Source organism: Pseudomonas sp. NFPP12 (genome assembly GCF_900103205.1).
Classification (GTDB): Bacteria; Pseudomonadota; Gammaproteobacteria; order Pseudomonadales; family Pseudomonadaceae; genus Aquipseudomonas; species Aquipseudomonas protegens.
In genome coordinates, this window is the sequence record NZ_FMWW01000001.1 from 684,210 (window position 1) to 697,506 (window position 13,297).

The 13,297-nt window shown below is 63.4% G+C and carries 11 protein-coding genes; 7 read left to right on the forward strand and 4 right to left on the reverse strand.

All coding sequences use genetic code 11. The annotated features are described in order from the left end of the window. The first annotated feature begins 154 nt into the window (after positions 1–154). Together BLS75_RS03015 and pgm are read left to right on the forward strand one after the other, a co-directional pair. On the forward strand, positions 155–1,177 hold the full coding sequence (locus BLS75_RS03015; RefSeq protein WP_011061516.1) for a zinc-dependent alcohol dehydrogenase family protein: 1,023 nt from the start codon (positions 155–157) through the stop codon (positions 1,175–1,177). Between the two features lie 211 nt (positions 1,178–1,388). Then, on the forward strand, positions 1,389–3,035 hold the full coding sequence (gene pgm / locus BLS75_RS03020) for a phosphoglucomutase (alpha-D-glucose-1,6-bisphosphate-dependent) (RefSeq protein ID WP_072450222.1): 1,647 nt from the start codon (positions 1,389–1,391) through the stop codon (positions 3,033–3,035). Between the two features lie 60 nt (positions 3,036–3,095). Here pgm and BLS75_RS03025 read toward each other — a convergent pair whose 3' ends face one another. Further along, positions 3,096–3,791, reverse strand: a complete 696-nt coding sequence (locus BLS75_RS03025; RefSeq protein WP_011061514.1) for a pirin family protein — start codon at positions 3,789–3,791, stop codon at positions 3,096–3,098. A gap of 275 nt (positions 3,792–4,066) precedes the next feature. Here BLS75_RS03025 and BLS75_RS03030 point away from each other — a divergent pair, with 275 nt between their 5' ends. Further along, positions 4,067–6,532, forward strand: a complete 2,466-nt coding sequence (locus BLS75_RS03030) for a UvrD-helicase domain-containing protein (protein WP_072450223.1) — start codon at positions 4,067–4,069, stop codon at positions 6,530–6,532. A 45-nt stretch (positions 6,533–6,577) separates the two neighbouring features. Here BLS75_RS03030 and BLS75_RS03035 read toward each other — a convergent pair whose 3' ends face one another. Next, positions 6,578–6,847: a DUF1652 domain-containing protein gene (locus BLS75_RS03035; protein ID WP_011061512.1), complete on the reverse strand. Its 270-nt coding sequence runs from the start codon at positions 6,845–6,847 to the stop codon at positions 6,578–6,580. Between the two features lie 277 nt (positions 6,848–7,124). On the opposite strand from BLS75_RS03035, the gene BLS75_RS03040 reads away from it, so the two are divergent. The 4 genes from BLS75_RS03040 to BLS75_RS03055 are packed head-to-tail and all read left to right on the forward strand — an operon-like array spanning position 7,125 to position 10,936. Next, positions 7,125–7,940: a helix-turn-helix domain-containing protein gene (locus tag BLS75_RS03040; protein ID WP_011061511.1), complete on the forward strand. Its 816-nt coding sequence runs from the start codon at positions 7,125–7,127 to the stop codon at positions 7,938–7,940. Positions 7,941–7,991: 51 nt separating this feature from the next. Beyond that, positions 7,992–9,398 (forward strand): NAD(P)/FAD-dependent oxidoreductase, encoded by a 1,407-nt coding sequence (locus BLS75_RS03045; RefSeq protein WP_072450224.1) that lies wholly within the window; start codon positions 7,992–7,994, stop codon positions 9,396–9,398. Between the two features lie 57 nt (positions 9,399–9,455). Continuing rightward, on the forward strand, positions 9,456–9,797 hold the full coding sequence (locus BLS75_RS03050) for a cupin domain-containing protein (protein WP_072450225.1): 342 nt from the start codon (positions 9,456–9,458) through the stop codon (positions 9,795–9,797). 47 nt (positions 9,798–9,844) lie between these two features. Then, positions 9,845–10,936, forward strand: a complete 1,092-nt coding sequence (locus tag BLS75_RS03055) for a polyamine ABC transporter substrate-binding protein (protein ID WP_011061508.1) — start codon at positions 9,845–9,847, stop codon at positions 10,934–10,936. A 164-nt stretch (positions 10,937–11,100) separates the two neighbouring features. Here the strand turns inward: BLS75_RS03055 and BLS75_RS03060 are convergent, their stop codons facing one another. Together BLS75_RS03060 and BLS75_RS03065 are read right to left on the reverse strand one after the other, a co-directional pair. Further along, positions 11,101–11,862 (reverse strand): SDR family oxidoreductase, encoded by a 762-nt coding sequence (locus tag BLS75_RS03060; RefSeq protein ID WP_019095324.1) that lies wholly within the window; start codon positions 11,860–11,862, stop codon positions 11,101–11,103. Further along, positions 11,859–13,241: an aspartate aminotransferase family protein gene (locus BLS75_RS03065; protein WP_072450226.1), complete on the reverse strand. Its 1,383-nt coding sequence runs from the start codon at positions 13,239–13,241 to the stop codon at positions 11,859–11,861. The genes BLS75_RS03060 and BLS75_RS03065 overlap by 4 nt, the downstream gene beginning before the upstream one ends. Between the last annotated feature and the right edge of the window lie 56 nt (positions 13,242–13,297).

Sequence of the window (13,297 nt, forward strand, 5' to 3'; positions counted from 1 at the left end):
GTAGCCGGGCAAGGTTCGAGCACGCTGTACGCCCCGATTTTCAAGGGCACGAAATCAATGCCAGGCATGTCGACTATTAATAGGCACTGATAGTCTTGCTTGCAAAGCCCGGATAAAGTTCGCGGCATTAGAGGTTAATTTGACGAGGTTTGCGATGTCCCGCACGATTCGTTTTCACAAGTTTGGACCGGCCGAGGTGCTCAAATGCGAAGAGCATGCGGCCTCGTTGCCTGCGCCAGGCGAAGTGCAGGTACGAGTCGAAGCCATCGGTATCAGCTGGTATGACGTGCTCTGGCGGCAGAACCTGGCGTCGTCCCATGCGCGCCTGCCCTCGGGCCTCGGGCACGAAATGGCCGGTGTGGTCACGGCCGTGGGCGAGGGCGTCGACGACCTGGCGGTAGGTGACAAGGTGGCGAGTTTTCCCGCCGAAAGCCCCAACGATTACCCTGTGTATGGCGAGCTGATCGTCCTGCCGCGTTCGGCCCTGACCCGTTATCCCGATGTTCTCAGCCCGATCGAGGCTGCTGTTCATTACACGCCGCTGCTGATCGCCTATTTCGCCTACGCCGACCTGGCGCGGGTCAAGCCGGGGCAGTTTGCCCTGGTCACCGACGCCAGCCATTGCGCCGGGCCGTCCTTTGTCCAGTTGGGCAAGGCCTTGGGTGTGCGGGTGATTGCCGCCACCAAGACCGCTGAAGAGCGTGAATACCTGCTGTCCCTGGGTGCCGAGAAGGTGATTGTCACCGAGGAACAGGACCTGCTGATGCAGATCAACAAGCTCACCGACAACCGCGGCGTCGACGTGGTGTTCGACGGCTTGGGCGGCCCGCAGATGTCCATGCTCGGCGATGTCCTGGCGCCCCGTGGCAGCCTGGTGCTCTATGGCCTGCAAGGCGGCAACCAGACGCCGTTCCCGGCCTGCGCGGCGTTCCAGAAGAACATCCAGTTCTTCGTCCATTGCATCGGCAACTTCACTGGCAAGCCGGAGTTGGGAATTGTCCAGGATCAGGTCGCGCTGCAGCGTGCGTTGCGCGACATCAACCAGCTCACCGCGGACCGGGTGCTGCTCCCCCTGAAGACTCGGGTATTCGCGTTCAACGAGTTTGTCGAGGCGCACCGCTACATGGATGAATGCCCATGCCGTGAACGGGTCGCGCTTCAGGTCGAACCGGTCTGATCCCAACGCCAGGCAAAGCCTGGCGTTTTTTATTGCCTCGATTTGCCGGCCCTTGCGCCGGCTTTTTAGTTTTCTCCCTGGGAATCCTTTTTACCGGCAAGCGGCTGCTGCATAAAAGCGCTGGGGCGCCGGGATAGATTCCATCGCGCCGCGGTCAAACTGCCAGTAAACTGCGGCCCATTTCCGAACCATCCTTTTCCAGAGGTTTTGCATGACTCTCAGTCCTTTTGCGGGCAAACCGGCACCGGCTGAATTGTTGGTCGACATCCCGCGACTGGTTACGGCTTATTACACCGGTCAGCCTGATGCATCGGTGTCTACCCAGCGTGTGGCCTTTGGCACCTCCGGGCACCGTGGCAGCTCGTTCGATCTGAGTTTCAACGAATGGCATGTGCTGGCCATCAGTCAGGCCATTTGCCTGTACCGCGAATCCCAGGGCATTGACGGCCCGCTGTTTGTCGGCATCGACACCCATGCCCTGTCGACCCCGGCCGGGGCCAGCGCCCTGGAAGTGCTGGCGGCCAATGGCGTGACCGTGATGATTGCTGCCGGCGACGAGTACACCCCGACCCCAGCGGTGTCCCACGCCATCCTCTGCTACAACCGTGGGCGTACATCGGGCCTGGCGGACGGCATCGTCATCACCCCGTCCCATAACCCGCCACAAAGCGGCGGCTACAAGTACAACCCCACCAACGGCGGCCCGGCCGACACCCACATCACCAAGTGGATCGAAGCCAAGGCCAATGAACTGCTGGCAGCCAAGCTGGCCGGGGTCAAGCGCATCAGTTACGAACAGGCGCTGAAGGCCGACACCACTCATCGCCACGATTACCTCAACACCTACGTCGCTGACCTGATCAACGTCATCGACCTGGACGCCATCCGCAACGCCAAGCTGCGCCTGGGCGTGGATCCGCTGGGCGGAGCAGGGGTGCGCTACTGGTCGGCGATCGCCGAGCACTACCGCCTGGACCTGGAGGTGGTGAACAAGCAAGTGGACGCCACTTTCCGCTTCATGTCGGTGGATTGGGACGGGCAGATCCGCATGGACCCGTCCTCCAGCTACGCCATGCAGGGCCTGATCGGCCTCAAGGAACGCTTCGACGTGGCCTTCGCCTGCGACCCCGATCACGATCGCCACGGCATCGTCACCCCGAGCGGCGGCCTTCTGGCGCCGAACAACTACCTGGCGGTGTCCATCGATTACCTGTTCCAGAATCGCCCGCAATGGCGCGCTGATGCCGCGGTGGGCAAGACCGTGGTCAGCAGCGGCCTGATCGACCGGGTCGCTGCACGCCTGGGCCGCCGTCTGTATGAAGTGCCGGTGGGCTTCAAGTGGTTTGCCGATGGCCTGTTCGACGGCTCACTGGGCTTTGGCGGCGAAGAAAGTGCCGGCGCCTCTTTCCTGCGCCGCGACGGTGGCGTCTGGAGCACCGACAAGGATGGCCTGATCCCGTCCTTGCTGGCGGCGGAAATGACCGCGCGTACCGGTCGCGATCCGAGCCAGGCCTACCGCGCCCTGTGCGACGAGCTGGGTGAGCCGTTCTCGGTCCGCGTCGATGCCAAGGCCAACCCGCAGCAGAAGGCCCTGCTCAGCAAGCTGTCGCCACAGCAGGTGACTTCGACCCAGCTGGCCGGCGAGCCGATCCAGCAGATCCTCAGCCATGCACCGGGCAACGACCAGGCCATTGGCGGCCTGAAAGTCATGACGGAGAATGGCTGGTTCGCCGCACGCCCGTCGGGTACTGAAGACATCTACAAGATCTACGCTGAAAGCTTCATCGGCGGCGACCACCTCAAGCAGCTGGTGCAGGAAGCCCAGACCCTGGTGGACACCGCCATCAGCGGCAACTGAGCGTCAGGCAATAAAAAGGGGCGACCATCACGGTCGCCCCTTTTTATTGGCCGCTGTATTTCACGCCAGATCCACCAGCACGATCTCGCTGTCCTGCAACGCCGTCACCCGCAGCACCGGCTCATTCTCAACCGCGACGCCGTCTCGAGCTTCGGCGCGCAAGCCGTTGACTTCAATCGCGCCGGTCGCCGGAACCAGGTAAGCCCGGCGCCCGTCGTCCAGGTGATACTCGGCCGTTTCCCCGGCCTTCAGGTTGGCCGCCACCAGCCGCGCATCGGCGCGAATCCGCAGGCTTTCCTCATCGCCAGCCTTGCCACTGGCCAGGGTCACGAAACCTTCACGCTGGCCCTTGGGAAAAGGCTTGGCACCCCAGGAAGGCGCGGAGCCTGCCTGGTTGGGGATGATCCAGATCTGGAAGATCTTGGTTGGCGTGGCTTCCAGGTTGTACTCGCTGTGGGCGATCCCGGTGCCGGCGCTCATCACCTGCACATCACCGGCTTCGGTGCGGCCCTTGTTGCCCAGGTTGTCCTGGTGGCTGATGGCCCCTTCGCGAACGTAGGTGATGATTTCCATGTCCCGGTGCGGGTGCTGGGGGAAGCCGGTGCCAGGGGCGATCACATCATCGTTCCAGACCCGCAGGTTGCCCCAGTGCATGCGCTTGGGGTCATGGTACTCGGCGAAGGAAAAATGGTGGTGGGCATCCAGCCAGCCATGGTGCGCGCCGCCCAGGGAGCTGAAAGGTCTGAGTTCAAGCATGATCTTCTCCTCATTAAGGGCTCGTCATGGCACGTTGTACCCGGGCCAGAAAACGATAACCGTTGGTTGATGGCGAGCATCTTCCATCAGCTATAGATCGATAAAAAGCGCAAAAAATGCCGTAATCCAATCGTAAAATTAGATGATTATTTTGTCGCAAAGCTGGTGTTAAACCTTCGGTTCATCGCTTAAGTTAATGACCTGCAAGCAATTGGCTGGATACCGTGGAACAATCCGCCGAAGATTACCGCTCAGCCTCACACCCTGGAGTCCGCGTGTCGCAACACACCCCCGATCTGCCCCCCGAGCTTTTGCCCCTGGCCCAGATGCCCTTGTTGAAACGCCTCGCGGCGCGCTTCTTCGGCCATGGCCTGAACCGCCTGCGGGCCCAGCATCGGGCTTCCTGGCTGCATGGTCAGGCCGATGGCTTTCGCAGTGGCCACACTGCCGGCGTGGAATACGGCTACCAGGAAGGCCGGCTCGAGGGGCTGGAGGAAGGTCGCCAGGTGCTGTTGATCCGCGACAGCCGCAACACCGAGCACCGCCCGCCCGGGGTGGATGACCGGCTGTTCGATGACTGGCGCCTGCCGTTGAGCCCCGAGCTGAAAAAGCGCTTCAAGGCCGATGTCGCCCGCCTGCTGCCCGCCGCGGCGCAACCCAGCGCCGCGCAGTGGAAGATGATTTTCAGCGACACACCCGCCACCGCGGTGATCGCCGGGGCTGGCGCCGGCAAGTCAACCTCGCTGGTGCTGCGCCTGCTGCTGTTGCATCACTATCTGGGCTTCGAACTGGACGCCATGACCGTGGTGACCTTCACCCGGGAGTCGCGCAAGGACTTCATCACCAAGCTCACGCAAGTCTTTGCCCTGTGGGGGCGGCAACTGGGCGCCAGGGAAGCCCGGGAGCTGGTGCGGACCTTCCACTCGCGGATTCTGCCCATGGTCCGCAGCCTGCCGGGCTTCGAGCGCCTGCAGGCCTTCGAGAACCTCAGCGATCGGCTCCAGGGCGGCGAAGACGAGGTGGACAGCAACCCATTCGATCTGCGCATCAATGACGCCCAGCGTCGGCACCTGAATGCCTGCTACCAGGCACTGTACCGCGATGACCCGCGCTTTCGCCTGGCGTTGCAGCCGTTGGTGCGCCACGCCCTGCAGCTCAAGGAACTGGAGCGCGATCACCCGGACGTGCAAAAGCGCATGGCGGTGACCGAACTGGCGGCCAAGCGCGATGAAGAGCTCTGCGACACCGTGGAAGACCTGTGGTTTCGCGCGGGCGCCTGGCCGATCAAGGGCATCGAGCCGCAGCGCCAGCGGTTCGAAATCAACGGTGCGACCTTTCACAGCCATGGCTATTGTGCGGAGCTGGACGCCTGGGTGGTGCTGGGTTTCGACCCGCGCGAGAGCCCGCAGCTGACCCGGCCCGGGGCCAAGCTGACGGTGCGGGCGGAGTGGGCTGTAAAACGCACCCTGTTTCAAGCTTTTTGCCGTAAACCATTGATTTGGCTTGATAGTTACGAAGCTTCAAAGCGTTCTGCCGGCGCCTTTTCGGCCCAGGTCAATGGCGGTCCGGGTTTCGATTACAAGGTCAAGGGCGAGCTGGCGTCGGCGCCGCTGCTCGATTGCTTTGTCGCCGCCGCAGGCTTTATCGAGAACCTGGGCTTGGAAGTGGGCGATGCCGTCGCGGGCATGAGTTTTGCCCAGGACGATCCGGACCGGTTTTTCTTCGAGGCCCTGAGCCTGTTCTGGCGAGCGCTGGAGGACCATCTGCTGGATCAGTCGCCGCCCATCATGAGCTACAACCGCATGTTCGCCCTGTTCAGCGAGCGCTCGCCGGAGAACTTCAAGCTGCTCAGCGATGCCTGCCTGCGCCCGATGTCACACCTGATGATCGACGAGTTCCAGGATGTTTCGCCGCAGATCGTTTCCTGGATCAGGGCCAGCCTTGCGGCGATCCGCAGCCGAGGCGCCGCCTTGCACATCGGGCGCGCCGCCCAGCATTCCTCGCTGCTCTGTGTCGGTGACGACTGGCAGTCGATCTACGGCTGGCGGGGCAGCTCGCCCAAGTACTTCATCGAGTTCAACAAGGAGTTCCCGTCCCCGGGCACCACCCGGGTCATGCTCAGCGAGAACTACCGCAGCCATCAGCATGTGATCGATGCCGCGGAGCATATTGTCCGCGCGGCGCCGGCCATTGCCGGAAAGAAGGCCAAGGCCAGCGGCGAAGCTACAGAGCTGTGGCCGGTGCAGGTGCTCGATCGCGATGACCAGGGCCTGGCCCAGTGTCTGGCCGGGCACTATGAGCAGGGTGATTCGATCTTGATGTTATTTCGAAAAAGTAGCGATAAGTTATTGATTGAAAATGTTATTTCACAAATAGTTAATGTTGATTCTAGTCTGCCTCCAGGGTCGCGACGCCTGAAACAGCTGACCTATCACAGCGCCAAGGGACTGCAGGCGGATGCGGTATTCCTGCTGGGCGACTGCCAGCACCTGAGCAGTTCGCCGTACAAGAACCAGGTCTATCGCATGGCCGGTTTGGGCAAGGACGGCGATGCCGAGCCCTACGACAGCGCACAGAAAGACGAGATCCTGCGGCTGGCCTATGTGGGCATCACCCGGGCCGCCAAGCATTGCTACTGGTATGTGGACCGCCAGGAAGGCCCCTCGGGCAATGCGCCCAAGGCTTCGGACCGGGTACCGCGGGACAAGCCGTACTTCCAGGACTTGCGCCAGGCGACATGAAAAAAGCCCGCTGGCGAGGCGGGCTTCGGGTGAGGCAGCGGGGCTTCAGGCCTTGAGTGCCAGGGACGGGGAAAAGGCCTCCAGCTCATCTTCCACCGCCTCGATTATTCGTTCGACATCCGCAGCGCTCATCACCGTGGCACAGGGAATGCCGGCGATGGCGATCATGGTTTCGCCGCTGGCGCGATCGAAGAGCCGGGCGATCATGCTGCCGGGCGCATCCATGCTGGCTTCGAAACCCATGGGATGAAAATGCCAGCGCATCAGCTGGCAGGCGTTGGGAAAGGTGACTTTACTGGCCCAGACTCTGTTCATCGGTGGCCCACCTTGATTCATTGAGCGCTTCCTTGTGCTCGCGGTAGGAACGACCGGATCGTCAATGACCCGATCGGTTGAGGTTTTAAAAATAGCATTGGCTTGTGACGGTTCGCAGTTTTTTTGCCCACCGTCCGGCGGTTCACTCACGGATTATTGATGCAAGTCATGTCGTCTCCCAGGCCCCCCCCGGCGGCTGCCGTATCTGGCCGGCGGCCGGTCGTTGAAGCTCTTGGCGAAGTTCGGCAAGCTGCGCCTTTTCCTGTTCGAGAAACCTATGTCTGCCCCCGATGACGGGCCGCTGCACACCCAGGCCACCGGTGAAACCGTGATGCGCTACCACCTGTGCTGGAAGCACCGGGACCTGGATGGAGTAATGGCGCTGTACCACCCGGACATCCAGTACAACGACTTTTTCCAGAACCGTACCCTGGGCCTGGAGGAACTGCGCGAATACGTGCGGGCCAGCATGCCCCGGGCTCCCGACGAGGCCCTGGAGCACAGCGATCGCATCCGCCTGGATGGCAACACCGCGTTTATCCAGTACCAGGTGACCCTGCGCGGCGGCCAGGGCCTGGTGTCATTTCGCTCCAGTGAAGCGATCACCGTGCGCGACGGGCTGATCTGGCGGGTCAACGAGTACGCCTCACTGGTCCGGGAGCCGGCACCGAGCAAGTCCTCCGCCAGACTGCGCCCGGCGGCCAGCCGGCTGGGGCTGTCGCCGCGCCAGTTGAGTTTCATGGCCGAGGACCTGCAGCAGTATTTCCAGCGCCAGCAGCCGTACCTGGACCCCGAGCTGGACCTGCAGAGGGTGTCCCGGGAATGCGGTTACAGCCGCAACCAGATTTCCTACCTGCTCAACCAGGTGCTGGGGCAGAGCTTCTACCGCTACGTCAACCAGGCGCGCCTGCAGCATCTGCTGGCAGCGCTGGACCAGGCCACGCCGCCGCTGCGCATCGACGAGCTGGCGTTTGCCGCAGGGTTCAACTCGCTGTCGGCCTTCTACAGCTGTTTTCGCCAGCACACCGGCCAGTCGCCCAAGGCCTACGCCAAGCAAATTTCTTTGCGTGCACGCGCGCAAGACAGCCCCTGAGGCCAGGCACTAGGATCGCCGCATTCGAAATTCGGGTTGCGGAGTGCTTGCATGCCAGCGTGGCGCAGTATCAGTTTGTGGATGGACCAGCTCGACGAGCCGCTATTGCCGCGGCCGCAGCTTGCGCAAGACCTGGACCTGGACGTGGCGATCATCGGCGCCGGCTATACCGGGCTGTGGACCGCCTATTACCTCAAGCGCCAGGCGCCGCAGTTGAATATTGCGGTGATCGAAGCGCAAACCGCCGGTTTTGGTGCCTCGGGCCGCAATGGCGGCTGGCTGATGGGCAACCTGCTGGGAGAAGACCGGCTGCTGGCCGCTCTGGCGCCGCAGCAGCGCCGGGCCTCCTTCGACCTGTTGCACGGCATCCCCGATGAAGTGGCCAATGTCATCGAACGTGAGGGCATCGACTGCGATTACCGCAAGGGCGGGGTGCTGTATTGCGCCGCCCGCTACCCGGAGCAGGAAACCAGCCTGCGCCACTATCTGGACAAGCTCTATGCCCAGGGCCTGAACCAGGACGACTACCGCTGGCTCAACCCCGAGCAACTGGCCCAGCAGATCCGCCTGGCCAAGCCCTATGGCGGTATCTATGCCCCGCATTGCGCCACCATCCAGCCTGCCAAGCTGGTGCGCGGCCTGGCCCGGGCGGTTGAGCGCCTGGGGGTGACCCTCTATGAAAACAGCCCGGTGACCCATTGGCAGTCCGGCAGCCTGCAGACGGCCCAGGCTTCGGTGCGCAGCCGTTGGATAGTGCCGGCAGTGGAAGGCTATTCGGTCACCTTGCCGCCCCTGGGCCGCTACCAGTTGCCGGTGCAAAGCCTGCTGGTGGCCACCGAGCCGCTGGCGGAGTCCGTCTGGGAAGAGATCGGCCTGAGCCAGGGCCAGGCCTTCAGCGAAAGCAGCCGACAGGTGACTTATGGCCAGCGCTCCATGGACAACCGGCTGGTGTTCGGTGCCCGGGGCGGCTATCAGTTCGCCAGCAAGCTGCGCCATGACTTCGACCTGACCCGTGACGAAGTGGAACTGCGCCGCTACCTGTTCGGCGAGCTGTTCCCGCAACTCAAGAACGTGCGCATCAGCCATTCCTGGGGCGGCAACCTGGGCATGTCCCGGCACTTCAAGCCGCACATGCTCTGCGACCGGCGCAAGGGCATCGCCCTGTCCGGCGGCTATGGCGGCGAGGGCGTGGGCGCCAGCAACCTCGGCGGCCGGACCCTGGCGGACCTGATCCTGGAACGCGACAGCCCTCTGGTACACCAGCCCTGGGTCATGCCCGAGTGCGGCCTGGAGACCCTGCGGGCCTGGGAGCCGGAGCCGTGCCGCTGGCTGGGCTACAACGCGATCATTCGCAGCTTCGTCCACGAGGACCAGACCCTGGCCAACCCGGCCTCGGCTCCATGGCGGCGCAGGATGGCCAGCCGGATCGCCGGCTTCATGGAAGGTTTCATGCACTGAGCCGGCCTCTATGTACCGAACGCTGTCCGTTCGGATTTTCCGTCGAAAGGTAGAACCATGAGCATCACCCAATTCAAGCAAACCGCCACCGCCACCCTGGCCGAATCCGCACCAGTGGCGGTGCCCCTGGGCACTCCGGTGGCCGTGACCTCGGTGACCGCCGTCGAACGCAGCGACGGGGTCGAGACCGGCATCTGGGAATGCACCCCGGGGCGCTGGCGGCGGCAGATCGTCGCCCAGGAGTTCTGCCACTTCATCCAGGGCCGTTGCACCTTCACCCCGGACAATGGCGAAACCCTGCACATAGAAGCCGGCGATGCACTGATGTTGCCGGCCAACAGCACCGGGATCTGGGATATCCAGGAAACGGTGCGCAAGACCTACGTCTTGATTTTCTGATCCCTTGATTGCCTGCCAACAACAAAACCAGCCACAGGTATCGACTCATGATCCGCAAGACTTGCGCGTTGCTATTGCTCAGCCCGTTGTTCCTGGCCACGTCCCTGGCCCAGGCCGATACGGTGAAGATCTACAACTGGTCGGACTACATCGCCCCGGACACCACCAAGGCCTTCCAGAAGGAAACCGGGATTGGTTTCACCTACGACGTCTATGACAGCAACGAGACCCTGGACGGCAAGTTGATGACCGGAAAATCCGGGTATGACGTGGTGTTTCCTTCCAACCACTTCATGGCCCGGCAGATTCAGGGCGGGGCACTGAAGAAGCTCGACAAGAGCCAGCTGCCCAACTGGAAGAACCTCAACCCGGTGCTGCTCAAGGCCCTGGAGGTCAACGACCCGGGCAACCAGCACGGCTTCCCCTACCTCTGGGGCAGCACCGGCATCGGCTACAACGTGGCCAAGATCAAGGAAGTGCTGGGCAACGATGCCCCACTGGATTCCTGGGACCTGATCTTCAAGCCCGAGTACATGCAGAAGCTGCAGAAGTGCGGGGTGGCGATCCTCGACAATGGCCCGGAACTGATCCCTACCGCTCTCAATTACCTCGGGCTGGCGCACCACAGCAAGAACCCGGCTGACTACAAGCAGGCCGAGGCGTTGCTGATGAAGGTCCGGCCTTATGTCAGCTACTTCCACTCGTCGAAGTACACCAGCGACCTGGCCAACGGCAATATCTGCGTGGCGGTGGGATTCTCCGGCGACATCCTGCAAGCGGAAAGCCGTGCCAGGGAGGCGAAGAACGGGGTGGAGATCGGCTACTCGATTCCCAAGGAAGGCTCGCCGATCTGGTTCGACATGGTGGCCATGCCAGTGGATGCCCCGGATGAACAGGCCGGCTATGCCTTCATGAACTACCTGCTGCGCCCCGAAGTGATGGCCGGCGTGAGCAACTACGTGCACTACGCCAACGGCAACCTGCAGGCCGACAGCCTGATCGACCCGGCCATCAAGAACGACACCAAGGTCTATCCGAGCCCGGAAATGATGGACAAGCTGTTTGCCCTGGAGGCCATGCCGCTGGACATCGACCGCATCCGCACCCGCCTGTGGAACAAGATCCGCAGCGGCAGCTGACCTGACCCCTTCGTAGGAGCCGGCTTGCCGGCGAAGAGGGCCTCAAGCCTTGTGTTGCGCTCGGGGCCGCCTTCGCTGGCAGGCCAGCTCCTACGCCCATCGTTCTCCATGGAGGGCGCCAGCCGGTCCGCCTCTTAGGTGCCGGTGTGGGGGGGCGGCAGTTTCTATAGCTGGGTGTTTTCCGGGAGCAGGGCGCCGCCATCCACCACCAGGGTCTGGCCGGTGATATAGCCCGCTTGCCGTGACGCCAGGAACAGCATGGCCCAGGCAATATCCTCGGCACTGCCCAGGCGCTTCAGGGGAATGCTCGAAGCCAGGGTCGAAGCGTCGCCGAGATTGTCCATGGCCTGGGTGGCAATCAGCCCGGGCTCCACGCCGTTGACCGTGATTGCATATTCCGCCAGCTCCAGCGCGGCAGCGCGGATAAAACCATTGACCCCGGCCTTGGACGCCGCGTAGTGGGCGAGCCCGGGAATCGCCGTGCGCGGGCCGGTGACCGAGGAGGTGATGACGATCCTCGGCTGCTGGGACCGACGCAACGCCGGCAAGGCGGCCCGAGTCAGCCAGAAGCAGCTTTTCAGGTTCACCGCCAGGGTGCTGTCCAGGGTTTCATCCTCCAGTTCGGCCAGCTTCTGCATCGGAAAGATCGCGGCATTGTGCAGCAGCAGGTCGAGGCCGCCGAAGGCCTCCAGGGTTGCCGCCACTGCCTGTTCGGCGGCATTGCGGGTGCCCAGGTCCACAGGCAGCAGTTCGGCGGTGCCGCCGGCTTGGCGAATCAGCCGCAGGGTTTCATCGCCCGATGCCGCGCTGCGGGTCGCCAGCATGACCCTGGCCCCCTGGGCGGCGAACAGTTGGGCGATGGCCCGGCCGATGCCCTGGCCGGAACCGGTGACCAGGGCGATACGCCCACGCAGATCCTGGCTCATGAGGCGGCTCCTGGCAGAACCTGGGCCAGGCACTGGTCCAGCAGGCGGTTGTGCAGGTCGACCTGCGCCTCGCTGGCGGTCGGGCACAGCAGCGCCATGTTGTGGAACGGCGTCAGCAACACCCCGCGATTGAGCAGGTACAGGTGCAGATAGGCTTCGATCAGCCCATGGCGGGCATGATGGGCCTCGCCGCCGTTGCGCGGAGGCTGCTGCATGAACAGGTATTCGACCCGGGCGCCGATGCGGGTTACGTGCCAGGGCAGGCGGTGCTTGTGGATGATGGCTTCGACCCCGGCCCGCAGGCGCTCGGCGAGATGGAACATATGGGCGTAGCTGGCCTCGTTCATCACTTCGCTGAAGGTGGCGCGCATGGCCGCCATCTGCAGGGCGTTGCCGGCCAGAGTGCCGCCGAAGCCGAAATGGTTGATCGCCTGGCCCGGCTGGAAATGCGGCAGCACCTGCCAGATCCGTTCGGCCATGGCCTGGCTGGCGCCCCAGACCGCCGTGGGAATGCCACCGGCGATGGATTTGCCGAGAACGAAGAAGTCCGGCTGCAACCCGTGCTCGCCGCAATAGCCGCCGGGGCCGCAGGACAGGGTATGGGTCTCGTCGATGATCAGCGGAACCTCGTAGCGCCGGGTCAGCTCCCGCAGGCCATCATGAAAGCCCGGGGCTGGCGGCACCATGCCGACGTTGGTCATGAAGGGTTCGGTGAGTACCGCGGCCACGTCGCCATGGGCCAGGGCCGCTTCCAGGGCCGGCAGGTCGTTGAACTCCACCAGCCGCGTGGTGGCCTGGTGCTGCAGGCCGTTGGCGTGCACGCCGTCCCGCGGGATCATCTGGCCCTGGGCGTCGAACTCCACCTGGGACTCGTCGACGCTGCCGTGGTAGTTGCAGTTGAACACCAGGACCTTCTGCCGCCCGGTGATCATCCGGCACAGGCGCAGGACAAAACGGTTGGCGTCGGTGGCCGAGGTGGTGACCTGCCAGTAGGGCAGGCCAAAGCGCCGGGTCAGTTCCTTGCCGACCCACAGGCTGTCGGCCGTGGGCAGCATCAGGGTCGAACCATGCAGTGCCTGTTCGGCGATGGCAGCGGCGACCGCCGGTTGGGCGTGACCGAACATCGCTCCGGTGTCACCCAGGGCAAAGTCCACGTAGTGATGACCGTCGCAATCGGTGAGGGTCGCGCCCTGGGCGTCGGCCACCATGATCGGGTAGGAGCCGGGCCATTGCTGCATCCAGTGCAAGGGCGCGCCGTACAGCCAATGCTGGAGGTTTTCCTGGTAGAAAGCGCCGGAGCGCGGGTGTTTCTCGGCAAACAGTTGCAGTTCGGTCTGGTAGCAACTGGCGACGCGTTGCAGATCGAGGCCCAGAGTCATGGCAGTGTCCTGTGAGGAAGAGGGCTGGCTGGCCCAGGTGCTGGCCTGGGCCGGCA

Coding starts and splice junctions, on each gene's coding strand:
- BLS75_RS03015 (WP_011061516.1), top strand. CDS start 155: ATGTCCCGCACGATTCGTTTTCACAAGTTTGGACCGGCCGAGGTGCTC.
- pgm (WP_072450222.1), top strand. CDS start 1,389: ATGACTCTCAGTCCTTTTGCGGGCAAACCGGCACCGGCTGAATTGTTG.
- BLS75_RS03025 (WP_011061514.1), bottom strand. CDS start 3,791: ATGCTTGAACTCAGACCTTTCAGCTCCCTGGGCGGCGCGCACCATGGC.
- BLS75_RS03035 (WP_011061512.1), bottom strand. CDS start 6,847: ATGAACAGAGTCTGGGCCAGTAAAGTCACCTTTCCCAACGCCTGCCAG.
- BLS75_RS03040 (WP_011061511.1), top strand. CDS start 7,125: ATGTCTGCCCCCGATGACGGGCCGCTGCACACCCAGGCCACCGGTGAA.
- BLS75_RS03045 (WP_072450224.1), top strand. CDS start 7,992: ATGCCAGCGTGGCGCAGTATCAGTTTGTGGATGGACCAGCTCGACGAG.
- BLS75_RS03050 (WP_072450225.1), top strand. CDS start 9,456: ATGAGCATCACCCAATTCAAGCAAACCGCCACCGCCACCCTGGCCGAA.
- BLS75_RS03055 (WP_011061508.1), top strand. CDS start 9,845: ATGATCCGCAAGACTTGCGCGTTGCTATTGCTCAGCCCGTTGTTCCTG.
- BLS75_RS03060 (WP_019095324.1), bottom strand. CDS start 11,862: ATGAGCCAGGATCTGCGTGGGCGTATCGCCCTGGTCACCGGTTCCGGC.
- BLS75_RS03065 (WP_072450226.1), bottom strand. CDS start 13,241: ATGACTCTGGGCCTCGATCTGCAACGCGTCGCCAGTTGCTACCAGACC.